This window comes from Amycolatopsis sp. CA-126428, from assembly GCF_002904335.1.
In the GTDB taxonomy this organism is placed as follows: Bacteria; Actinomycetota; Actinomycetes; order Mycobacteriales; family Pseudonocardiaceae; genus Amycolatopsis.
Map to the genome: position 1 here is coordinate 110,024 of NZ_PPHF01000016.1, position 21,900 is coordinate 131,923.

General features: G+C 71.8%; 19 protein-coding genes and 1 pseudogene. 11 read left to right on the forward strand and 9 right to left on the reverse strand.

Annotation, left to right across the window (positions count from 1 at the left end; all coding sequences use genetic code 11):
- Positions 1 to 36: 36 nt before the first annotated feature.
- From C2L58_RS03880 to C2L58_RS03890, 3 genes are all read left to right on the forward strand, one after another.
- Entirely contained in the window at positions 37 to 939 is a 903-nt protein-coding gene (locus C2L58_RS03880) for an AurF N-oxygenase family protein (protein WP_103335886.1), read from the forward strand.
- 1 nt (position 940) lies between these two features.
- Positions 941 to 2,410: an FAD-dependent oxidoreductase gene (locus C2L58_RS03885; protein ID WP_103335887.1), complete on the forward strand. Its 1,470-nt coding sequence runs from the start codon at positions 941 to 943 to the stop codon at positions 2,408 to 2,410.
- Positions 2,411 to 2,542: 132 nt separating this feature from the next.
- Positions 2,543 to 3,172, forward strand: a complete 630-nt coding sequence (locus C2L58_RS03890) for a TetR/AcrR family transcriptional regulator (RefSeq protein ID WP_103335889.1) — start codon at positions 2,543 to 2,545, stop codon at positions 3,170 to 3,172.
- On the opposite strand, the pseudogene C2L58_RS03895 reads toward C2L58_RS03890, so the two are convergent.
- The 3 genes and pseudogenes from C2L58_RS03895 to C2L58_RS03905 form a co-directional block, all read right to left on the reverse strand.
- Positions 3,126 to 4,012, reverse strand: a pseudogene (locus C2L58_RS03895) (class I SAM-dependent methyltransferase). The gene C2L58_RS03890 and the pseudogene C2L58_RS03895 sit on opposite strands and share 47 nt — an antisense overlap.
- Before the next feature lies 1 nt (position 4,013).
- Entirely contained in the window at positions 4,014 to 4,358 is a 345-nt protein-coding gene (locus tag C2L58_RS03900) for a VOC family protein (protein WP_103335890.1), read from the reverse strand.
- A gap of 1 nt (position 4,359) precedes the next feature.
- Entirely contained in the window at positions 4,360 to 4,518 is a 159-nt protein-coding gene (locus tag C2L58_RS03905) for a ribbon-helix-helix protein, CopG family (RefSeq protein ID WP_103335892.1), read from the reverse strand.
- A gap of 144 nt (positions 4,519 to 4,662) precedes the next feature.
- Here C2L58_RS03905 and C2L58_RS03910 point away from each other — a divergent pair, with 144 nt between their 5' ends.
- Positions 4,663 to 6,570: an alpha-galactosidase gene (locus C2L58_RS03910; RefSeq protein ID WP_103335894.1), complete on the forward strand. Its 1,908-nt coding sequence runs from the start codon at positions 4,663 to 4,665 to the stop codon at positions 6,568 to 6,570.
- 154 nt (positions 6,571 to 6,724) lie between these two features.
- On the opposite strand, the gene C2L58_RS03915 is transcribed toward C2L58_RS03910, so the two are convergent.
- From C2L58_RS03915 to C2L58_RS03925, 3 genes are all read right to left on the reverse strand, one after another.
- Positions 6,725 to 7,276, reverse strand: coding sequence for a snapalysin family zinc-dependent metalloprotease (locus C2L58_RS03915; protein ID WP_103335895.1), 552 nt, complete (start codon positions 7,274 to 7,276; stop codon positions 6,725 to 6,727).
- 149 nt (positions 7,277 to 7,425) lie between these two features.
- Positions 7,426 to 7,983, reverse strand: a complete 558-nt coding sequence (locus C2L58_RS03920; RefSeq protein ID WP_103335897.1) for a TetR/AcrR family transcriptional regulator — start codon at positions 7,981 to 7,983, stop codon at positions 7,426 to 7,428.
- A gap of 2 nt (positions 7,984 to 7,985) precedes the next feature.
- Complete coding sequence (locus tag C2L58_RS03925; protein WP_103335898.1) at positions 7,986 to 9,485, reverse strand: MFS transporter; 1,500 nt, start codon at positions 9,483 to 9,485, stop codon at positions 7,986 to 7,988.
- Positions 9,486 to 9,568: 83 nt separating this feature from the next.
- Between C2L58_RS03925 and C2L58_RS03930 the strand changes: the two genes are divergently transcribed.
- Complete coding sequence (locus C2L58_RS03930; RefSeq protein ID WP_199191081.1) at positions 9,569 to 9,799, forward strand: hypothetical protein; 231 nt, start codon at positions 9,569 to 9,571, stop codon at positions 9,797 to 9,799.
- A gap of 167 nt (positions 9,800 to 9,966) precedes the next feature.
- On the opposite strand, the gene C2L58_RS03935 is transcribed toward C2L58_RS03930, so the two are convergent.
- Positions 9,967 to 11,145 (reverse strand): ROK family transcriptional regulator, encoded by a 1,179-nt coding sequence (locus C2L58_RS03935; protein WP_199191089.1) that lies wholly within the window; start codon positions 11,143 to 11,145, stop codon positions 9,967 to 9,969.
- A 136-nt stretch (positions 11,146 to 11,281) separates the two neighbouring features.
- Here C2L58_RS03935 and C2L58_RS03940 point away from each other — a divergent pair, with 136 nt between their 5' ends.
- From C2L58_RS03940 to C2L58_RS03950, 3 genes are read left to right on the forward strand one after another with little or no spacing between them, the layout of a single operon-like run.
- Complete coding sequence (locus C2L58_RS03940; protein WP_103335902.1) at positions 11,282 to 12,706, forward strand: APC family permease; 1,425 nt, start codon at positions 11,282 to 11,284, stop codon at positions 12,704 to 12,706.
- Positions 12,703 to 15,522 carry a glycosyl hydrolase 2 galactose-binding domain-containing protein gene (locus tag C2L58_RS03945; protein ID WP_103335903.1) on the forward strand — a complete coding sequence of 940 codons (2,820 nt, stop codon included), beginning with the start codon at positions 12,703 to 12,705 and terminating at the stop codon, positions 15,520 to 15,522. The genes C2L58_RS03940 and C2L58_RS03945 overlap by 4 nt, the downstream gene beginning before the upstream one ends.
- Positions 15,519 to 16,409, forward strand: coding sequence for an ROK family protein (locus C2L58_RS03950; protein ID WP_103335905.1), 891 nt, complete (start codon positions 15,519 to 15,521; stop codon positions 16,407 to 16,409). Before C2L58_RS03945 ends, C2L58_RS03950 begins: the two co-directional genes overlap by 4 nt.
- 48 nt (positions 16,410 to 16,457) lie before the next feature.
- On the opposite strand, the gene C2L58_RS03955 is transcribed toward C2L58_RS03950, so the two are convergent.
- Positions 16,458 to 17,666 (reverse strand): MFS transporter, encoded by a 1,209-nt coding sequence (locus tag C2L58_RS03955; protein WP_103335907.1) that lies wholly within the window; start codon positions 17,664 to 17,666, stop codon positions 16,458 to 16,460.
- 159 nt (positions 17,667 to 17,825) lie between these two features.
- Here C2L58_RS03955 and C2L58_RS03960 point away from each other — a divergent pair, with 159 nt between their 5' ends.
- Positions 17,826 to 18,431, forward strand: a complete 606-nt coding sequence (locus C2L58_RS03960; protein WP_103335909.1) for a hypothetical protein — start codon at positions 17,826 to 17,828, stop codon at positions 18,429 to 18,431.
- Position 18,432: 1 nt separating this feature from the next.
- Here C2L58_RS03960 and C2L58_RS03965 read toward each other — a convergent pair whose 3' ends face one another.
- Entirely contained in the window at positions 18,433 to 19,428 is a 996-nt protein-coding gene (locus C2L58_RS03965) for a LacI family DNA-binding transcriptional regulator (RefSeq protein WP_103335910.1), read from the reverse strand.
- Positions 19,429 to 19,559: 131 nt separating this feature from the next.
- Here C2L58_RS03965 and C2L58_RS03970 point away from each other — a divergent pair, with 131 nt between their 5' ends.
- Both C2L58_RS03970 and C2L58_RS03975 read left to right on the forward strand, forming a co-directional pair.
- A complete protein-coding gene (locus C2L58_RS03970) occupies positions 19,560 to 21,221 on the forward strand; it encodes a peptide-N4-asparagine amidase (RefSeq protein ID WP_103335912.1) in 1,662 nt (553 codons plus the stop codon).
- A 1-nt stretch (position 21,222) separates the two neighbouring features.
- On the forward strand, positions 21,223 to 21,876 hold the full coding sequence (locus tag C2L58_RS03975; RefSeq protein WP_103335913.1) for a class I SAM-dependent DNA methyltransferase: 654 nt from the start codon (positions 21,223 to 21,225) through the stop codon (positions 21,874 to 21,876).
- The last annotated feature ends 24 nt before the right edge of the window (positions 21,877 to 21,900 follow it).

A 21,900-nucleotide genomic window follows, 5' to 3' on the forward strand; every position in this document is an offset into this window, starting at 1 on the left:
AGTGAACTTCGGTAACACCTGACGAGGAGGTCGGTCGTGACGAGCATCAGCGAATCGGGCGTGTCGGATCGGGAGACCGTCGCGCGGCGGCTGCTCGACTCGTCGGAGCAGCTGTCCTACGACCCCGTCAAGGAGGTCGACTGGGAGACGCCGCTGGACACCGGCTACCACGGCGCGAGTCCGGAGTGGAGCACGCTCTACGGCACCTCCTACTGGGCCGACCTGACTCCGGAGCAGCAGCGCGAGCTGACCCGCCAGGAGGCGGCGTCGGTGGCCAGCACCGGCATCTGGTTCGAAATGATCCTCCAGCAGATGATGCTGCGCGACTTCTACGCCAAGGACCCGACCGACCCGGCCTTCCAGTGGGCGCTGACCGAGATCGCCGACGAGTGCCGCCACTCGATCATGTTCGCCCGCGGCGCGGCGAAACTGGGGGCGCCCGCCTACCGGCCGCGCCGGTTCGTCGTCGAACTGGGCCGGGCCTTCAAGGCCACCGCGAGCGGGGAGGCCGCCTACGCGGCGATCCTCGTGGCCGAAGAGGTCCTCGACGTCATGCAGCGCGACTGGATGCGCGATGAGCGCGTGGTCCCGTTCGTGCGCACCATCAACAACATCCACGTCGTCGAGGAGTCGCGGCACATGAAGTTCGCCCGCGAGGAGACCCGCGAGCGGCTGAAGAGTGCCGGGTGGCTGCGGCGGCAGGTCAACGCCCTGGTCGTCGCGATCGCGTCCTACTTCATCGTGACGAGCATGGTGAACGGCAAGGTCTACGAGAACGCGGGGCTGGACGGCAAGCGCGCGCGGCGCGAGGCGAAGGCCAACGAGCACCACAAGTCGATGCTGCGCTCCAGCTGTTCCGGGCTGATGGAGTTCCTGCACTCGGCCGGGCTGCTGACCAAGCCCTCGCTGTGGTTCTACAAGCGGGCGAACCTGATCTGACATGGCGTTCGCGATCACCCAGACCTGCTGCACCGACGCGACCTGCGTGTCGGTCTGCCCGGTCAACTGCATCCACCCGACGCCGGACGAGCCGGACTTCGGGACGACCGACCTGCTCTACATCGACCCGGCCACCTGCATCGACTGCGGCGCCTGCGCCGACGCCTGCCCGGTCGACGCGATCTTCCCGGCCGGCGACCTGACCGGGCCGCTGCGGGCGTACGAGGAAATCAACGCGGAGTACTACGCGGGCCGGGACGCCCTGGCGGACGTTTCGGTGGCGCCGAACTTCCACCGGTGGTCCCCGCCTTCCTTCGGGCGGGTGCTGCCGAGCGACTTCGCGCCCTTGGACGTCGCCGTCGTCGGCACCGGCCCGGCGGGGATGTACGCGGTGGAAGACCTGCTGCTGCACACGAACGCCCGCGTGACCCTCATCGACCGCCTGCCCGTGGCCGGTGGGCTGATCCGCTACGGCGTCGCACCCGACCACCCGTCGACGAAGAAGATCGGCGAGACGTTCGCGCGGTTCCACGACCACCCGCGGCTGCGCCTGCGCCTCGGCGAGCCGGCCGGCCCCGGCCTGGCCGATCGCCACGACGCGGTGATCTACGCGGTCGGGGCGACCGAGGCCCGGCGCCTCGGCGTCCCGGGCGAAGACCTGCCCGGCAGCCTTCCGGCGGCGGCGGTCGTGGGCTGGTACAACGGCCACCCGGACGTCGAGCCGGACGCCGTCGACCTCTCGGCGGAGCGCGTGGTCGTCGTGGGCACCGGCAACGTCGCCCTGGACATCGCCCGCATCCTGACGGCCGAACCGGACGCGCTCGCGGCAACGTCGATCGCGCCGGAAGCGCTGGCCCGCCTGCGCTCGGCCAAGGTCCGCGAGGTGGTGGTGCTGGCCCGCCGCGGCCCGGAAGCGGCGGCCTACACGCGCCCGGAGCTGCTGGCCCTGGCGGCCCGCGGCGGATTGGTGGTGGACGCGCACGACCCCCGCATCGCGGCGGCGATCGAAGGCGACTCGGCGGGCGGGGAGGCGGCGTGGTTGCGGGGCGTGCCGCGCGAGAAAGTCGACTGGTCGACACCGCCCCCGGACGGCCGCCGCATCGTGCTGCGCTTCCACTCGGCACCGGTGGCGTTCGGGGGCGACACCGAGGTCCGCGCGGTGGTGACGTCGGGCCCGGAGGGTGAGGTCGAGATCCCGGCGGGCCGCGTGGTCCGGGCGGCGGGCTTCCGCGGAGTTGCGGTGCCGGGCCTGCCGTTCGACGAGGAGGTGGGGATCGTCCCGAACGAGGCGGGCCGGGTCACCGGGCGGCCAGGGGTGTACGTGGCGGGGTGGATCAAGCGCGGACCGTCGGGCGGGATCGGCGCGAACAAGGCCTGCGCACGCGAGACGGTGGGGACGTTGCTGGAAGACGCCGTAGCCGGGCGGCTCCCGGTGCGGCGCAAGGGATCGAGGTTGTTCGGCCGCGCCTGAGCCGGCCGCGGGTGCGGCGCAGGGAGAGTGAGCGAGGCGGCGGGCCGGGCGGCCTCGCGGTTCGGGCTGCCCGGGCCCGGGAGCGGGGCTAGACTGAACCCGAATCAAAGTCTGATTCAGGTTGGAGGCCGTATGACCGGCCCGGAGCCCGTCGAAGCGGGTGTCCGCCTGCGGCGGGTGCCCCGCCAGGCCCGTTCGCGGCAGAAGCTGGCCCAGGTCCTCGCGGCCGCCGACCGGCTGCTCGCCGCGGACGGCGTCGAGGCGCTGACCACCACCCGCGTCGCCGCCGAGGCCGGTGTCTCGGTGGGCGCGCTGTACCAGTACCTGCCGGACCGCGACGCCATCACCGAAGCACTGGGCGAGGTGTACCTCGCCCGCCTCGAAGACCTCATGACGTCGTTCGCCGAGCGAGCGGCCGAGGAGACCTGGGCGGATCCCGTCGGCCTGCTCGTCGACGCCTTCGCCGGGCTCTACCGCGCCGAGCCCGGGTTCCGCGCGCTGTGGTTCGGCCGCGGCCTCACCGACGGAACCCGGGAAGCCGACCTCGCGCACAAGCGCGTGATGGCCACCGGCGTGCACCGCATCCTCGTCGCGCAGCACCTCCTGCGCGACGACTACGAGGCGGCGGTGGCGTGCCGCACGGCGTTCATCGCCGCCGACGCGGTGATCCAGGAAGCCTTCCGCCGCGACGGTTCCCCCGAGCTCCTGGAGCCGGTCAAGACGATGCTGCGGGCGTACCTCGGGCAGCAGCCCCGCCCGTAGTTCCCGTGGTGGCGACCAGGAATTCCTCGCCCCGCACGATCTGGAGCCCGTCGGTGCGGCCCGCGAAGTACCGCGCGTCCAGCTCGGCGCCCGAAACATGGACGACGTCGCGGAACCCCGCCTCGCGGGCCATCGTCAGCATTTCCGCGGGGAAAACGAGCTGACGAACGGCGTCCCCGCTGCCGCGGCCTTGCTCGCGGTGGCTTGGTGGCGGGCGCGTTCGCCCTCGTCGAGCAGTCCGGCCGGCAGCATGAACGTCATCGCGAGCGTGGAGCCCGGGGCGAACCCGGCGATCCGGCGCAGCGTGGCCGCGTTCGCCTCCCGGGTGAGGTACATGCTGACGCCGGTCGACGCCACCACCGCCGGTTCGTCCGGCGCGAAGCCCGCGGCCGTGAGCCGCTCCCACCACGACGCCGTCTCGAAGTCGACCGGCACGAAGTGCAGCCAGTCCGGCACGGCCAGGCCGAGTTCGGCCAGCCGGGCGCGCTTCCAGGCCTGGGGGCCCGGCTGGTCCACTTCGAACACCCGCAGCCGGGCCGCGACTTCCGGGCGCCGCTGGGCGAAGGTGTCGAGCCCGGCCCCGAGGATCACGTACTGGCCGACACCCCGGCCGGCCCGCTCGGTGACCAGATCTTCGACGAACCGGGCCCGGGCCACCATGCCGGCCCGGTAGCGGCCGGCGGTCGCCGGGTCCATGTCGTCGCGGTGCCGCCAGCCCTCGCCCGGGTCCGCCAGCCTCAGGCCGAGTTCGTCGGCGAAGACGTGCGGCGGCGGATCGACGGCGACGTGCAGGGCCCGCCACAGGGCCGTGCGCACCGCCGTGCTGTCCGGCGCGGCCACGTCAGGCCGCGCCCGGCGCCGACAACGTCCACGTCCGCCCGTCGGGGTCGCGGACGGACATTTCCCGTGTCCCGTAATGGGTTTCCTCGAACGGGGTGACCACCTCGACGATGTCGCCGGCTTCGAACTTGTCCGCGTCGGGGACCTTGAACACGATCTGCGTCCGCGGCTCCTGGCTCTCGGGCACCTCGGCGATGAACAGCCAGGGGCCGTCGCCGTTGCGCAGCTGCCCGGAGTTGTGGTCGGTCGCGAAGTCGATCTCGTAGCCCAGCGCCTGGAAGAACTTGGCCGCCTTGCCCCAGTTGTGCGTCTCCAGGTACATCGCCTCGATGCCCTCGGTCGTCATGTCAGTGCTCCTCTTCGGGATCGGTCGCGAGGTAGGCGCGCAGTGCTTCGGCGACGAGCGCCGAGAGCGACTGCTCCGTCTCGACGGCTCGGTGCTTGACCTGCCGGATCAGGCCGATCGGCAGGTACACGTTGAACTGCTTGACGTCGTCATCACCCACTCACCGAGGCTAGCATGCTAGCAAGCTAACTCCGCAAGTCCCTCCGGCCGCCCCTTGACGTGCCGTCGCGAGACGTCAACAATTCAGACGCAGCGCGGAATGTTAGCGCTAACAATTTTTCGACGACGAAGTCGGAGCCATGTCATGAAGCTGCGCCTCGGATGGTCCGCGCTCGTGCTGTTCGCCGGAATCACCCCCGGATTCGGGGTCGCCTCGGCGAGCACGACCGCCGCGGAGGTGGCCGTCCCGCCGCCGGCGATGGGCTGGGCGTCGTGGAACACCTTCGCCACCAAGATCGACTACACGACCATCAAGGCGCAGGCCGACGCGCTCGTCTCGGCCGGGCTGAAGGACGCCGGCTACAGCTACGTCGACATCGACGAAGGCTGGTGGCAGGGCACCCGCGACAACGCCGGGAACATCACCGTGGACACCGCCGAGTGGCCCGGCGGGATGAAGGCGATCGCGGACTACCTGCACGGCAAGGGACTCAAGGCCGGGATCTACACCGACGCCGGCCGCGACGGCTGCGGCTACTACTTCCCGACCGGCCGGCCCGCGGCGCCCGGGAGCGGCAGCGAAGGCCACTACCTGCAGGACATGCTGCAGTTCCAGCGCTGGGGCTTCGACTTCGTCAAGGTCGACTGGTGCGGCGGCGACGCCGAGGGGCTCGACCCGAAGAGCACCTACCAGGCGATCAGCGACGCCGACAAGGCCGCCACCGCGCAGACCGGGCGCTCCCTCACGCTTTCGATCTGCGACTGGGGCAAGAAGAACCCGTGGAACTGGGGTGCCGGGACGGCCCCGATGTGGCGCACCAGCACGGACATCATCTACTACGGCCAAACGGCGAACCTCGGCCAGGTGCTGACCAACTTCGACCAGGCGCAGCACCCCGTTTCGCAGCACACCGGGTACGTCAACGACCCGGACATGCTGACCGTGGGCATGCCCGGCCTCACCGACGCGCAGGCCCGCACGGAGATGAGCCTGTGGTCGGTTTCGGGCGCACCGCTGCTGGCGGGCAACAACCTCGCGACGATGAGCGCGGCCACGAAGGCGATCCTGGCGAACCGGGAGGTCATCGCCGTCGACCAGGACCCGCGCGGCCTGCAGGGTGTCAAGGTCGCCGAGGACGCGGCCGGGCTCCAGGTCCACTCGAAGGTCCTCAGTGGATCCGGCAAGCGCGCGGTGGTCCTGCTGAACCGGACGTCTTCGGCGGCGACGATGAACGTCCGCTGGGCCGACCTCGGCCTGACGCCGGCCACCGCGCACGTCCGGAACGTCTGGGGCGCCACCGACGCGGGGAATTTCGCCACCGGCTACGGCGTGAACGTCCCGGCCGGCGACTCGGTGCTGCTGACCGTCCAGGGCGCCGACGCGGCGTCGGCGAGCTACCCGGCGAGCGGCTCCCGGTTCACCGGCGTCACCGCCGCGGCGACCGGGCTCGCCGTCGCGACCTTCACCTACAGCGCGACCGGCACCCAGACGGCGACGCTCGCCGTGAACGGCCAGCAGCCGACCGTCCTCGCCTTCCCGGCCACCGGCGGAACGCCGAAGACCGTCTCCGCCGTCGTGTCCCTGGGCAAGGGCAACACCAACACCCTGACGTTCTCCGGGACTCCGCCGCAACTCTCGGACGTCGCCATCCTGCCGCTGCCGGGCAGCACCGGCGTCCAGCTCGCCGGTGGCCAGTCCGGACGGTGCGTCGACGTCGACGACAACGGCATCACCAACGGGATCCAGGCCCAGCTGTGGGACTGCGCCGCCGGTCCGAACCAGACCTGGGCGCCGGTGCGCGGCCAGCTCGTCGTCAACGGCACCAAGTGCCTCGACGCCTACGACAGCGGGACGGCCGACGGCACCTCCGTGGTCGTCTGGGACTGCAACGGCCAGCGCAACCAGCAGTGGACGGTCAACGCGAACGGGACCGTCACGAACGCGGTGTCCGGGCTGTGCCTGGACGCGAGCGGCGCGGCCACCGCGAACGCCACGAAGATCATCCTCTGGACCTGCGGCGGCGGCGCCAACCAGCAGTGGACCCGCCGTTGATCGCCGCATTGTGCCCTCACCTCGGCTGGATCACCTGCGGTTGAGGTACCGGTCGCAGAATGCGCCGAGGGTCGCACCCCCTCGGGATGATCACCGAGGCCGACCCGGACAGGGCTGTGGCCCGGGCACCGGGCCCGGGCCACAGCTCACCTGATCAGAAGCCGTAGACGGTTTCGTAGACCCGCTCGGCGTTGGCCGCGACGAGGCCGTTGGCCCACAGCGAGTTGACCCGGCTGCGCTCGGCGCTGTTGGGCACCGCGTTCGTGCAGGACGGGCCGGGGCCGCCACCCGACATCAGCTCGGAGCACGGGCCCGAGTAGTGGTCGGGCAGCCCGAGGGCGTGCCCGGTCTCGTGCGCCGCGATGCGGGTCGGGTTGTACTGGCGGGCCTGGGTGTAGTCGATGAAGATGGTGCCGCTGCCGTGCCCGTTGGTCGAGGCGTAGGAGCCGCGGGGGTCGTTGCCCTCGGTGTAGCGCAGGCTGGCGCCGGAGTTGCGCTCGACGAGCCGGACGTTGGTGACGCTGCGGTTCCAGTTGGCGGCACCGGCGTTGATCACCGAACGGAACGTCGGTGCGCTGGCGGTGCTGTAGTAGACCGTGGTGACGGCGGCCTGCTGCTCGGTGGCGGCCGACGCGGTACCCGCGGCGAGCGGGGTCACGGTCAAGGCGAGCGCGACAGCGCCGGCCAGGGCGAACTTCCTCGACATCGGAAGACTCCTCGTGGGGGGACGGGGATTTGCCGGAATTGCGCGCGCTGTCGAGAATTTACCCGGAAGACACCTTCACCGGAGCCGACTAACGTAGGGCTCGGAAAGTGGTGATTTCCCAACACCAAAGTCGGGTTGACAGCGGCCGGTCAGGCGCTCCGGGTCAGGGCGAGGAGCTGCTGCTCCAGCTTCCGCGCGGCGGCCACGTCGATGCCCGCACCCCACAGCGGCGCCGTGCTCGCGCCGTCGGCCGCCGCGACCACCAGGGTGACGACGTCGGCCGGGAGGCCGTCTTCGCGGAGTTCGCGCTCCCACCGCTCCGCGTCCGCGCGGGCGATCCCGGCGACCTCGGGGATCGAGATCAGCTGGGCGATCAGGGCGATGGTCTCGCGGACCGCGACCTCGTCGTAGGAGGTGTCCAGCGACGCCCGGACGTACGCGCGCGTCAGCCGCCCCGGGGCGGTGTCGGCCGGGTCGAGCGCGGCCCGCACCTCGGTGCGGAACGCCTCCAGCAGGTCCTGGGCGAGCGTGCGCACCAGCACGTCCTTGGCCGGGAAGTGGTACAGCAGCCCGCCTTTCGACACGCCGGCCGCCCGGGCGATGTCGTCGAGGGAGGCCGAGACACCGCGGGTGCGGATGACCCGCGCGGCGGCGTCGAGCAGGGCCCGGCGCGTTTCCTCCGGGCCGCGCCCGGCTCTGCGAGGCATGCTCAGTCCTTTCCGGACGGAATGGACGGAATGGTACGCCAGGCGATCAGCGCGGCGACGGCGGTGACGGCGGCTGCGGCGAGGGACGTCACCTGCATGGCGCCGGTGAAGGCTTCCCGGGCGGCCCGGGCCAGTTCGGAGCCCGGATCCAGGACGCTCGCGGCCCCGGCGAGCGAGTCGCGGACCTCGCCGGGCACCGGGCCGGCCGGCAGGAACGCGCGGTAGACCAGGTTCACCACCGAGCCGAGGATCGCGATGCCCAGCGCCGCCCCGAGTTCGTAGGCCGTCTCGGAGATCGCCGACGCCGAGCCGGCCTTGTCCCGCGGGACCGCGGAGAGCACCGAGTCGACGGTCAGCGTCAGCGCCAGCCCGACGCCGAGCCCGACCGGCACCAGCGTCAGGCCCAGCCACCAGTACTGCGGCGCCCGTTCGGCGACCGCGACCAGCGCGAGGCCCAGCGCGGCGACCGCGAGGCCCGCCGCGATGGCCCGGCCCCGCCCGAGCCGCCCGGCGACCACGCCGACCGCGGCCACGACGGCGATCGACGCCAGTGTCGCGGGCATCTCCGCGAACCCCGCCTGCAGCGGCGAGAAGCCGCGGACGAGCTGCAGGTACTGCGAGAAGAAGAACAGCAGGCCCATCAGCGCGAAGACCGCGATGAAGTTCGCCAGGACCGCGCCGCTGAAGGCGCCGTTGCGGAACAGCGTGACGTCGATCAAGGGAGCCGCGGCCCGCCGCTGGCGGCGGACGAAGAGGACACCGGACACCAGCCCGAGTACGGCGGCAACGCCCATCCTGACGTCGAAACCCGTGCTGACGGCGTGCTTGACCGCGTAGACCAGCGGCACGATCGCGGCCAGCGACAGCCCGGCCGAGAGCAGGTCGAACCGGCCCGGGTCCGGATCCCGCGATTCGGGCAGCAGCCACGCGCCCGCGATCAGGAAGGCGACGACGATCGGCACGTTGATCAGGAACACCGAGCCCCACCAGTAGTGCTCGAGCAGCATCCCGCCGACCAGCGGGCCCAGCGCGATGCCGCCACCGGACCCGGCCGACCAGATGGCGATGGCGCGGGTGCGCTCGCGCGGGTCGGCGAACAGCGTCCGGATGAGCGACAGCGTCGAGGGCATGATCGTCGCGCCGGCGACCCCGAGCAGCAGCCGCGCGACGATGAGCACGCTCGCGGTGGGGGAGAAGGCGGCCAGCGCGGAGGCGAGCCCGAACGCCGCGGTCCCGAGGAGCAGCACCTTCTTGCGCCCGAACCGGTCGGCGAGGTTCCCGGCCGTGACCAGCAGCCCGGCCAGGGCAAGGGAGTAGACGTCGCCGATCCAGAGGATTTCGGTGGCGGTCGGCGCGAGTTCGCGGGTGAGCGACGGCACGGCCAGGTACAGCACGGTGCCGTCGACCGCGAGCAGGAGCACGGCGCCGACGAGCACGCCCAGCGCGGCCCAGCGGCGCCGGGGGCTCAGCGGCCGGGCGGAGGTCGGCAAGGTGGTCGTCATGGGTCTTACTATACCGTCTGGACGGTATAGTAAGCCTGGTGAGACCGCTCACGCGTAGGCTGGAGACAGCGAAGGAGGTGGGCGTGACAGCCGAGGACCTGATGATCGAGTTCGCCCTGACGCGCCTGGATCACCCCGAACTCGACTTCGAGGAGATCGCCGCGCTGGTCGTCCGCCGGGGCGGCCCGGAGCGGGAGCTGGAGTTCGCCGCCCGCAACCTCGCCGACCGCGGCGAACTGCGCGGCGCCGCCTTCCCGACGGCGGTCGAGTACGTGTTGCGGGTGGTGCTCACCCTGCGCGGACCGTCCGACTAGTCGACTGCGGCCGCGGGTGGGGTGCTGCCCTTGACGGTGGGGGTCGCGCACGCCGCGCGGGCCGTCGCTTCAGTCCACTGCGGACAGGAGCAGGATTCTGCCCGGGCGCGCAAACCCTGGCCGAGCGGACTTTCCGGCGGGGCCGTGCTTTCCGGTGTCCGGATCGCTCAGGCGTCCCCGGCCGCGCGCCGCAGGCCGCGGCGGTCGAACACCAGCTCGCGCGCCGTGCCCAGGGCCGTCGCGATCGCTCCCGCCAGGACCGCGTCCTCGCCCAGCTGGCCCGCCACGATGTCCGGCACCACCGGCGTCGTCGCGGTGAGGGCGCGGCGCATCGGTCCGGCCAGCAGGTCCGTGTTGCCGCCGATGCCGCCGCCCAGGACGATCAAGCGCGGGTCCAGGACCGCCGCCACCGCCGCGACCACGTACGCCAGCTTCTCCGCCTCCTCCTCGACCACGGCGAGAGCCCGCGGATCGCCCGCCCGGGCCAGCCGGAACACGTCCTTCGCCGAACGCGCCTTCGTCAGGCCCCGCGACCGCGCCGCGGCCAGCACCGCCTGGCCCGCCGCCGCCGTCTCCACCGGGCCGGGGCGGCGCGTCCCGGCGCCCTCGCCCGACGGCACCACGCCGAACGGCAGGTCCGCGATCTCGCCCGCCGCGCCGTGGGCGCCGCGGAACAGCTTGCCGTCCACCAGCAGGCCCATGCCGATGCCGGTGCCGACGGTCAGGCACACCAGCACGTCGACGCCCAGCGCCGCGCCGAGCGCGTGCTCGCCGACCGCGCACAGGTTCGCGTCGTTCTCCACCACCACGTCCGAGCCCGCGACGGCCAGCGCCGAGACGAGCTCGTGCAGCAGCCCGCGGCGTTCCCAGCCCGGCAGGTTGGGCGCGCGGTGCACCGTGCCCGTCGCCGGGTCGGGGACGCCGGGGGTGCCGACCACCGTCGACACGACTTCGTGCGGGTTCAGCCCGGCCGAGGCGACCGCGCGTTCGACGGATTCGCTGACCGTGCGTACCAGCGCACTCGCCGACCGGCACCGGTTGGGCTCGTCGAGCCGCGCGACGATGCTGCCTTCCAGGTCCGCGACGGCGATCCGCAGCACCCGCCGCCCGATGTCGACGCCGACGACGTGCCCCGCGTCCGGCGCGGCCTGGTAGACGACCGCCGCGCGGCCGGGGCCGGCCAGGCTGCGCCCGGTGGTCCGGACCAGTCCGTGCTGCTCGAGATCGAGCAGGGCCTGGCCCACCGTGGGTTTCGACAGCCCGGTGTCGGCGGCGATCCGGGGCCGCGTCGCCTCGCCGTGCGCGCGCAGCCGGTCCAGCACCAGGCGCTGGTTCAGCGCCCGCATGTGCGCCGGAGTCCCCACCTGCGGCCCGTTTCGTCCCACGCGTCCTCCTGAGTTGCCGCAAGTTTATCCGCGAACCCTTCCGGCTCGGGGCGTTCTATGTTAAGAAACTTTACTAACTACTAGTCGGAGGCACGTCGTGAGTTCACCCACTCGTTCCGGGGAACCGCCCGCCCTTGAACGCCGGATCGGCCCGCTGCAGGCCACCGCGATCAACATGACCCAGATGTGCGGCATCGGCCCGTTCGTCACGATCCCCACCATGGTCGCCACCATGGGTGGCCCGCAGGCGATGTTCGGCTGGATCATCGGGGCGATCGTCGCGCTGGCCGACGGGCTGATCTGGGCCGAACTCGGGGCCGCGATGCCGGGCGCCGGCGGCACGTACCTCTACCTGCGCGAAGCGTTCCAGTACCGCACCGGACGGCTGATGCCGTTCCTGTTCGTGTGGAGCGCGGTGCTGTTCATCCCGCTGATCATGTCGACCGGCATCATCGGGCTCGTCCAGTACCTCGGCTACCTGATCCCCGGTGTCACCGACGACGCGGGCACGACCCCGCTGGGCAAGATCATCGGCGTCGGCATCACCCTCCTGATCATCCTGGCGCTGTTCCGGAAGATCGGCCAGATCTCCAAGCTCACCACGGTGCTGTTCGTGGTCATGCTCGTCGCCGTGCTGACCACGATCGTCGCGGCGTTCTCGCACTTCAGCGCGGCGCAGGCGTTCGCCTTCACCCCGGGCGCGTTCAGCTTCGGCGGCCAAGGCGCGTTCTGGACCGGCCTCGGCGCCGGCCTGATCATCGCCATCTACGACTACCTCGGCTACAACACCTCCGCCTACCTCGGCGGCGAAGTGCGGGAGCCGGGCCGCACGCTGCCCCGCTCGATCATCTTCTCGATCCTCGGCATCATGGGCCTGTACTTCCTGCTCCAGGTCGGGGTACTCGGCTCGATCCCGCTGGAGCAGCTGAAGACGGCCAAGTCGGTCGCGTCGTCGGTGCTGGAGCAGGTGTGGGGCACCGGCGTCGCCAAGTCGATCACCGTGCTGATCGTGATCGCGGCGATCGCGTCCGTGTTCGCCGGGCTGCTCGGCGGCTCGCGCGTGCCGTTCGAAGCCGCGCGCGACAAGGTGTTCCTGCCGGTGTTCGGCAAGCTGCACCCGAAGCTGCACCTGCCCACCGCGGGCGTGCTCACCATGGGCGCCATCACGATCATCGGCTCGCTGTTCACGCTGACCGAGGTGATCAACGCGGCGGTCGCGACCCTGGTCATCATCCAGTCGCTGGCCCAGGTCGCCGCGATCGTCGTGCTCCGCCGCCGGCAGCCGAACCTGCGGCGGCCGTACCGGCAGTGGCTCTACCCGGTGCCGACGATCATCGCGCTCGTCGGCTGGGTCTACATCTACAAGTCGGCCGAATGGCTGTCCATCTGGCTGTCGCTCGGCTGGATCGCCATCGGCGCGATCGCCTACCTCGTCTACGCCAAGGCCGAGCGCACCTGGCCGTTCGGGCCCAAGGACATCAAGGAAGCCTTCGCCACCGAACCGGAAGGGGTTCAGGCATGACGAAGAAGCTCGCGGTGCTCGCCGCGCTGCTCCTCGTGCCCGGCGTGCTGAGCGTGGCGGGACCCGCCGCCGCGCAGGACACCCAGGCCGTCGCGAAACCGCACGGGCTCACCACGATCGGCCTGCAGGGCTGGCAGGTCCTCACCACGGCGAGCGTCAAGGACGGCGGCGACCAGGTCTCCACGCCCGGGTACGCCACCCGCGGCTGGCTGCCGGTGAAGCCGGACGACGCGGGCGCGCCCGGCACCGAGATCAACGCGCTGGTGCAGAACGGGAAGTGCCCGGACGTCTTCTACTCCGACAACATGCGCAAGTGCTTCGGGTACGTCGACAAGCTCGGCCCCGTCGTCACGAAGCCGTTCTCCGACCCGTGGTGGTACCGCACCGACTTCACCCCGGACTTCAAGACCGGCCAGCACGCGAAGCTGACCATCCCGGGCATCGTCGGCGAGGGCGACGTCTGGGTGAACGGCACGCTCGTCGCCACGAAGGACATCGTGAGCGGCGCGTTCGCCGGGCACACCTTCGACGTCTCGAAGCTGGTCAAGCCGGGCAAGAACACCCTGGCGATCAAGGTCTACCCGAACGACCCGCTGAAGATGTACACCCTCGACCAGGTCGACTGGGGCCAGATCCCGCCGGACAACGACACCGGCATCCAGTTCCCGCCCACCCTGCAGGTGGGGGACGCGCTCACCGGCGACAACGCGCACGTCGTGCAGGACAACGCGCCCGACCTGGCCAGCTCGAAGCTGACGGTCAAGGTGGACGTCACCAACGACGCGGCCACGGCGCAGACCGGCGACGTCGCCGCGACGATCACCGCGCCCTCCGGTGCGCCGATCGTCGTCAAGCAGCGCGTCACGATCCCGGCGAACACCAAGCGGACAGTCGTGTTCGCGCCGGTGAAGATCGAGAAGCCGCAGGTCTGGTACCCGTACTCGATGGGCGGCCAGCCGCTGTACACGCTGACCACCGCCGTCTCCCGGAACGGCGTCCTGTCGACGTCGTCGAAGAGCACCTTCGGCATCCGCACGGTGACCTCGCGTCTCGTCGGGAAGTCCGCGCCGCTGCCCGAGGGCGCGCGGCAGTTCACCGTCAACGGCAAGGACTTCGTGTTCCGCGGCGGCGGCTTCGCGCCGGACCTGTTCCTGCGCTACGACAAGGCCGACACCGCGCACCAGATCGCGCTGATCAAGAATCTGGGCCTGTCCGGCGTCCGGCTCGAGGGCCACGACATGCCGCAGGACTTCTACGACCAGGCGGACCGCGCGGGTCTGCTGGTGATCGGCGGGTTCCTGTGCTGCGACGCCTGGCAGCCGGACACCGCCGAGCAGCTGGGCGAGCGGGACCTGCGGATCATCCACGACTCGTCGGTGAGCATCGCGCGGCGCGAGCGCAACCACCCCAGCGTCTTCAACTACGGCTGGAGCGACAACGAGCCGTTCCCGAACCAGGAGCACGCCGTCCTCACCGCGTTCGAGCAGGAGGACTTCCAGGTCCCGGTGATCGCTTCGGCGGAGTACAAGAGCACGCCGACCCTCGGCCAGTCCGGGGAGAAGGAGGGCCCGTACGACTGGGTCCCGCCGACGTACTGGTACGACAGCTCGCACTTCGACCCCGAGGACTCCAGCCGCACCAACGCCGGCGGCGCCTGGGGCTTCGCGAGCGAGCAGAGCGCCGGGCACACGGTGCCGACGCTCGACTCGATCAAGCGCTTCCTGTCGCCGGCCGAGCAGGCCAAGCTGTGGCAGGACCCGGCGTACAACCAGTACCACACCAACTTCGAGCCGGACCACGGCGGTTACGCCTTCGGCACGCTGTACACCCTCGACCAGTCGATCGCGCAGCGGTACGGGAGGTGGAACTCGCTGAAGTCCTATGTGGACCTGGCGAACATCGCGAACTACGAGAACACCCGTTCGCAGTTCGAGGCGTTCCTGCACCACTCGACGGACAAGGCCAACCCGGCGACCGGCGTCGTCTACTGGCAGCTGAACAAGGGCTGGCCGACGCTGCTGTGGTCGCTCTACAACGACGACGGCGACCAGGCGGGCGCGTTCTTCGGCGCCCAGAAGGCGAACAAGCCGCTGCACGCGATCTACGGCTACGACAACGGGTCCGTCACCCTCGACAACCTCGGCGCGGCCACGCAGTCCGGGCTTTCGGTGCAGGCGCGGGTGCTCGACACCGCGGGCAAGGTGCTCGACGACCAGACCGCGACCGGCCTGAGCCTCGGCAGCCAGGGCGTCAAGACCGGCGTCCTGGAGCCGAAGGTGCCCGCCGAGACGAAGGCGCCGGCCCCCGCGCGGGTCTACTTCGTGGAGCTGCAGGTCTCCCGAGGCGGGAAGGTCGTCGACCGGAACGTCTACTGGCTCTCGACGCAGAAGGACGTCGTCGACTGGGCCAAGACGCTCGGCAACCCGCAGGCGACCCTGTCGCAGTACGGCAACCTGCAGGTCCTGCAGAACCTGCCGCGGTCGCAGGCCGGCGCGGTGGCGTCGACGTGCGCGAGCGGCGGCGACCTCGTCACCACGGTGACGGTCACCAACACCTCGAAGACGCCGGGTGCGGCGTTCTTCCTGCGGGCCGACGTCCGCCGCGGCACGCCGGACGGGCGTGAAGCGCCGGGCGACAACCAGCTCGCGAACGCGACCTGGGACGACAACGACATCACGCTGTGGCCGGGCCAGTCGCAGACGCTGACCGTCACGTACAAGGCGGCCGACCTGCGCGGCGCGGTGCCGGTGATCAGCGTCGACGGGCTCAACACCGGCCGGATCGTGGTGCGGGGGACGGGAGGGACCCACACGTGACGGAGGAACGGATTCTCGGGATCGACTTCGGCGGCACGAAAGTGGCGCTGGGGCTCGCCGATCGCGACGGCACCCTGCTGGCGACCCGCCGGCTGGACACCGACGCGCAGGCGGGGGCCGAGCAGGTGGTGGTGCGCGCGCTCGCCGCGGCCAGGGCCCTCCTGGCCGACGAGGGCGCGGTACCCGCCTGCATCGGCGTCGTCAGCCCGGGGATCGTGCTGCCGGACCGCATCCTGCTCGCGCCGAACGTGCCGGGGTGGGAACAGCTGCGCCTGGCCGAGCTGGTGGCCGCGGAGTTCCCCGGCGTGTCGATCGCGGTGGGCACGGACGCGAAGGCGGCCGCGCTGGCGGAATGGCGCTGGGGCGCGCTGGCCGGGGCCGACCCGGCGGTGTTCCTCTCGCTGGGCACCGGCATCGCGGCCGCGGTGCTGGTCGGCGGCCGGTTGCTGACCGGCGCCAACGGAGCTGCGGGCGAGATCGGGTACAACCTGCTCTCGCCGCAGGACACCGAGGGTTTCGCGAGCGGAGCGGCGCCGCTCGAGGAAGCCGTCGGTGGGCGTGGGCTGGGCGGCCGGGCGAGCGAACTGCTCGGCCGCCCGGTCACCGCCGGGGAGCTGTTCGCGCTGGCCAAGGAGAACGTCGAGGCCAAGGAGCTGGTGACGGCCGCGCTCGACGAGCTGTCGATGCACGTGGCCAACCTGGCGATCGCCCTCGACCCGGAGCGCATCGCGGTCGGCGGCGGGCTCGTGCGGTCGGCGGACGTGCTGCTGCCGGCGCTGGCGGACCGGCTCGCGCACGCGGTGCCGTTCCCGCCGCAGCTGGTGGCCGCCCGCTTCGACCAGGACGCGGCGCTGCTGGGCGCGGTGGCGCTGGCCTTGGGCGGTTGAAACGTCCGGGTGGTGTGCCGGTGCCCCGACCCGGCACACCACCCGGCTTCAGGCTTGGGCAGCCGCCAGCTCTTCGGTCCGCCGGAACGCGGCGGGGGAGAGCTGGAACCACACGAGGACCGCGCTGACGGCCTGGACGCCCGCGCCCATCACCCAGACGGCACGCAGGCCCCAGTGCGCCGCGACCAGGCCGCCGGCCAGCGCGCCCAGCGGCGTCAGGCCCCAGGCGAGTGCCCGGTGGCTGGTGAGCACCCGGCCCAGCAGCGGCGCCGGCGTGAAGCGCTGGCGGCTGGACTGCGAGCAGACGTTCCAGATCAGCACGGTCGCCGTCAGGGACACCAGCACGAGGCCCACCAGCGGCGGCCACGGCGGGACGAGCGCGATCAGCAGCGTCACCACGGCGCCGAAGCTCTGCGCGAACCGCATCGACCACGAGTAGCCGAGCCGGTCCACCACCTTCTGCACGAAGAACGACGACGCGACCCAGCCGACGGCGAGGCAGGCGAGCAGCAGGCCGTAGCCGACCGGGCCGACGTGCAGGACCTGCGTCGCGTAGAGCACGAACATCGAGTTGCCGGCGCTCGCGGCGAACGAGCCGAGAGCGACGTTGATCGTGATCGACCGCAGCAGCGGCGTCCGCACCAGGTGCCGCAGGCCGCCCGAGAGGTCCCGCAGCGGGTGCGTCGTCGCGGCCACCACGGACCGGGACGGGATCCGGCGGGCCAGCACGAGCGCGAGGAGCGCGCAGCCCGCGGCCAGCCAGGCGGGCGCCCCGCCGCCGACGGCGATCAGGAACCCGGTCAGCGGCGGCACGACGAACCGCACCACGCCCTGGTCGATCACGGTGAGCCGGGCGTTGGCGTGGGCGAGCTGCCCGGGCCCGACCAGTTCCGGGACGAGCGCGCCGCTGGCGCCGTCGCCGAGCACCCGCGCCGAGGTGATGACGAAGGCGACCACCAGCAGCACTGAGAGACTGAGCAGCTTGGCGGAGGCGACGGCGGCGAGCACGACGGCGGCCCCGGCCAGCACGGCGTAGGCCCAGGCCAGGACCGTGGTCCGGCGCACCCGGTCGATGAGCACCCCGGCGAACAGGGAGAGCAGCAGCCAGGGAGCTTCCCCGACGACGTTGATCAGCGAGACTTCGCGCGGATCGGTGGTGACGGACACGGCCAGCAGGGGGATCGCGGCCAGCAGCAGGCCTTCGGCGGACGAACCGGACACCGCGACGGCCTGCAGCCGCACCCACCTGGACGCCATGAGCCGAGCTTGCCGAACGGGGACGTGAATCCCAAACGATTTGGCCGCGGGCGAAGGGAGGGACGTTCCGGAGCGGGCCCGTCGAAACGGCGTGGCGCCGATCCGAGACTCATGATCGGTGGCACGCGTCGGTGAGCGTGTTCGGCGCAGGGGGAGAAGTTGGGCAGGCGAAGCACGAGCGGTCCGGTCGACCCGGCGGTCCAGGCGGCCCGCATCACCCGCCGCGGCACGGTGATCACCGCCCTGGCCACGGTCATCGCCGCGCTGATCGGCGGTCTGTTCGCGGCCTACAAGGTCGGCACCGACCAGGGGGTGGCCACCGCACCGACCCGGACGGTGACCGTCACGGCCACGAAGCCGCCGGATGCGCCGACCGGCGGGGCACCGGAGAGCGGCGTCTCGTCCCAGGTGCGGCTGGACGCCGGTACCGGCGTCGATCTCGACGCGGCCGACCCGCGCGCGGAGAAAGCCAGTGGCCCCAACGGGGAGATCGACATCTACTTCGTCGATCCCGGCATGATGGTGACCCGGTCGGCGATGTACGACTACCGCGGCGGGGAGAAACAGGCGAGCGCCGGGTGCCCCAAGGCGGTGGCCGAGGACCAGCCGACCGCCGGTGCGAATTTCGGGCTGAGCACCGGGAAGGAGTTCTGCGTGCGGACCTCCGAAGGCAGGGTCGGCTGGGTCGAGTGCAACGACCTGCATTCTTCCGGCGACCACACCGGGTACGTCGTCCTCAACTACCGGCTGTTCGCCACGACCTGAGTCAGCGGCGCACCCGGGTCGATTCGCGGACGACCAGCTCCGGGGTGAACACCACCGCCTGCCGCTCCGGTTTGGTGTCCGACGTCTCGGCCAGCAGCAGTTCCGCGGCGGTGCGGCCGAGGCGGCGGGCCGGCTGGCGGACCGACGTCAGCGGGACCGCCGCCGCGCCGGCGAACTCGATGTCGTCGTAGCCCACGATCGCCATCTCCTCCGGGACGCGGACGCCCGCGCCGACCATCGCCTGCAGCACGCCCAGGGCGAGGAGGTCGTTCGCGCAGAACACCGCCGTCGGCCGGGGGCTCGCGCCGAGCAGGCGCGCGCCGGCGTCGCGGCCGGAGGTGACGTCGAGGCCGATCGCCTCCAGCACTGTCAGTTCCGCGCCGGAGCCGGTCAGCGCGGTGCGGAGGCCCTGCTCGCGGTCGCGGCACTGGGTGAGGATGGCGGGGCCGTTGACGAACGCGATGCGCCGGTGGCCGGTCTCCAGCAGGTGCCGTCCGCCGAGCGCCCCGCCGGCGACGTCGTCGACCGACACCGAGCTCGCCTCGGACGCCGGGGCCTTGCGGTCGACGAAGACGTACGGCGTGCCGGTGCGCCGGAAGGTCCGCAGGGCCTCGCCGGACGTCGCGACCGGGCTCAGCAGCACCCCGCGGACCCGCTGCTCGGCGAACATCGCCAGGTACGACGCTTCCAGCTCGGACCGCTGCCCGCTGTTGCAGGTGATGATGTTGAGGCCTTCGGCGTGCGCGGCCTGCTCGGCACCGCGGGCGACGTCGACGAAGAAGGGGTTTCCGAGATCGAGCACGAGCAGTCCCATGACGCGGCTGCGCCCGGCACGCAGCTGCCGGGCGGACTCGTCCCGGACGTACCCGAGCTCCTCGATCACCGAAAGCACGCGGTTGCGCGTCGCGGCCGCGACGACGTGCGGCCGGTTGACCACATTGGACACCGTGCCGATGGAGACGCCCGCCCGCTTCGCGACGTCCTTGATGCCGACCACCGGACCCCCTCGCTGAGAAGAGGTGAGCCTAGCATGATCTGAAACGTTTCAGACGGCGATTACCGACGTTGGTCGGATGATCGCGCCGCTAGGCTTCCGGGCGGGTATGCCTGCCACTGGGAGGAGTCCGGGTGCGGATCTTCACGATCGTCCTGTCGCTGGTGCTGGCGTGGGTGTTCACCGGGGCGGTCGCCTCGGCTTCGCCGATCGTGGAAGGCGATACCGACAACCCGGTCACCGCCGCGCCGGGGGTCACGCGGCCGGACTCGCCGCACTGCAGCGTCACGCTCGCCGACGGCTTCCGCTCGAACGCCGCCGACGGCAGCCCGCAGTTCTACGAAGGCACCCTCGCGCCGCCGAAGGCGTGTCCCGGGCCGTGGGCGAAGGTCGTCATGGACCAGACCGTCACCGTCAGCGGGCGGCAGTACGACCGGATCGGCGACCTGCGGATCGGCGGCACCGAGGTCTGGTGGGGGACCACCGAGGAGCCCAGCGGCGAGGGCCGCCGCGCGATCACCTACCACTTCGACGAGGACCTGACGCCGTACTCCGCGCTGCTGCGCACCCCGCAGCCGTTCCACGGCGGCATCGAAAACTACAACTCGCCGATCTACACCGGCGTCTACGCCCAGACCGTGACGCTCACCTACTACCAGGCGGACCGGAAGCACCCCGCGCCCGCGACGCCCGACCACGTCGCCGGGTTCGGGCACGCCGACGCGACGCCCGCCGCGCCCACCGTGCACTTCAGCGCGCAGGGCCTGCCGCGCAACATCACCCGCGCCTACCTCGAGGTCACGCTCGAAGGCCACGCCTGCGACGAACAGTGGTTCGACGACGTCCCCGACGCCGTGGCCGCGAAGTACCCGGCGGCCGGCCTCTGCGGGAAGGGGCCCTACCGCGAGGCGAACTTCGCGATCGACGGCGTGGCCGCGGGGAGCGCGTTCACGTTCCCGCACATCTACTCCGGCGGGATCGTGCCGCAGCTGTGGCGGCCGGTCGTCGCGATCGACACCTTCAGCCTGCACGCCGAGACCTACGACGTCACGCCGTTCGCGGGCCGGCTCGTCGACGGCGGCACCCACGACCTCTCCTTCTCCTTCCCGGACATCGGCGGCGAATTCACCGTCGTCCCGACGCTCCTGCTCTACACCGACAAAACCGCGACGCAGACGTCCGGCGCCCTCACGCAGCACGACGTCGCGGCCGCGCCGGCCCGGCAGGAGACGGTCAAGGACATCTCCGGCGGCGTGAACGTCACGGTCACCGCGAAGCGCCACGACGTCACGGCGGGCTACGTCGACACCTCCGCCGGCCGGGTGTACACCCGGGTCGAGCGCACCCGCGACTACCGCAACAGCGACGACGTCACCGGCGGCGGCTTCACCCAGCATGTGGTGCAGGCCGACGCCGGGCAGCAGACATCGGTGTCCACAGTGGACGGCCGGGTGCGGTCGGCGGACCGGCACACCTGGTCCTACCCGCTGACGACCGACGCGACGGCGAACATCACCGACGACCAGAACCTGAGCATCTCGGGCTCGGTGGACATGACGAAGATCCTCGCCGACCTGACCGGCGACGGCCGCACCTGGCGACCGGCGCGCGCGTCCCGCGAATGGCTGGCCTCGTCCGGCGTGCTGGCCCGCACGAACGGCGTCAACACCGAGGCCGACGGCCGGTCGAAGACGCTGTTCACCGGAACCGACGACACCGGGCGGCCGTACTTCCACTACGTCGCCAGCGAGCACGGGCTGATCACCGAGAACCGGATTGTCGGTGGCCGCGGATAGGGTGCGGCTCGTGACCGAACCCGCCTTCGTGACCGAGACCCGGACCGCCTACGACACCGTCGCCGACTCGTACGCCGAGGAGCTGCGGGACCTGCTGGACGCCAGTCCGTGGGACCGGGCGATGCTCGGCACGTTCGCCGAGCTCGTCGGGAGCGGCGGGCCGGTCGGGGACCTCGGCTGCGGCCCGGGCCGGCTGACCGGCTACCTGGCCTCGCTCGGGCTGGACGTGTTCGGCGTGGACCTCTCGCCCGGGATGGTCGACGCGGCCCGCCGGGCGCACCCCGGGCTGCGCTTCGAAGTCGGCTCGATGGCCGCCCTCGACCTCGGCGACGGCGACCTGGCCGGGGCGGTGGCGTGGTATTCGCTGATCCACACCCCGCCGGAGGAGCTGCCGGCGGTGGTGGCGGAGCTGGCGCGGGTGCTGGCGCCGGGCGGACGGCTGCTGACCGGGTTCCAGGTCGGCGACGGGCGCCGCCGCATCACCCAGGGCTACGGCCACGACGTCGCCTTCGACGCCTACCGGTTGCAGCCGGACTTCGTGGCCGGGCTGTGCGTCGCCGCCGGGCTGGTCGTGGAAGCGCGGCTGGTGCGTGAGCCGCACGGTCCGTACGAGAAGACGCCGCAGGCCTACCTGCTGGCCCGCAAGCCGGGGTGAATCGCGTCTCGCTCCCCGTCACCC

Coding starts and splice junctions, on each gene's coding strand:
- C2L58_RS03915 (WP_103335895.1), bottom strand. CDS start 7,276: ATGTCGAGGAAGTTCGCCCTGGCCGGCGCTGTCGCGCTCGCCTTGACC.
- C2L58_RS03885 (WP_103335887.1), top strand. CDS start 941: ATGGCGTTCGCGATCACCCAGACCTGCTGCACCGACGCGACCTGCGTG.
- C2L58_RS03900 (WP_103335890.1), bottom strand. CDS start 4,358: ATGACGACCGAGGGCATCGAGGCGATGTACCTGGAGACGCACAACTGG.
- C2L58_RS03955 (WP_103335907.1), bottom strand. CDS start 17,666: ATGGCGTCCAGGTGGGTGCGGCTGCAGGCCGTCGCGGTGTCCGGTTCG.
- C2L58_RS03935 (WP_199191089.1), bottom strand. CDS start 11,145: ATGCGGGCGCTGAACCAGCGCCTGGTGCTGGACCGGCTGCGCGCGCAC.
- C2L58_RS03945 (WP_103335903.1), top strand. CDS start 12,703: ATGACGAAGAAGCTCGCGGTGCTCGCCGCGCTGCTCCTCGTGCCCGGC.
- C2L58_RS03890 (WP_103335889.1), top strand. CDS start 2,543: ATGACCGGCCCGGAGCCCGTCGAAGCGGGTGTCCGCCTGCGGCGGGTG.
- C2L58_RS03920 (WP_103335897.1), bottom strand. CDS start 7,983: ATGCCTCGCAGAGCCGGGCGCGGCCCGGAGGAAACGCGCCGGGCCCTG.
- C2L58_RS03925 (WP_103335898.1), bottom strand. CDS start 9,485: ATGACGACCACCTTGCCGACCTCCGCCCGGCCGCTGAGCCCCCGGCGC.
- C2L58_RS03910 (WP_103335894.1), top strand. CDS start 4,663: ATGAAGCTGCGCCTCGGATGGTCCGCGCTCGTGCTGTTCGCCGGAATC.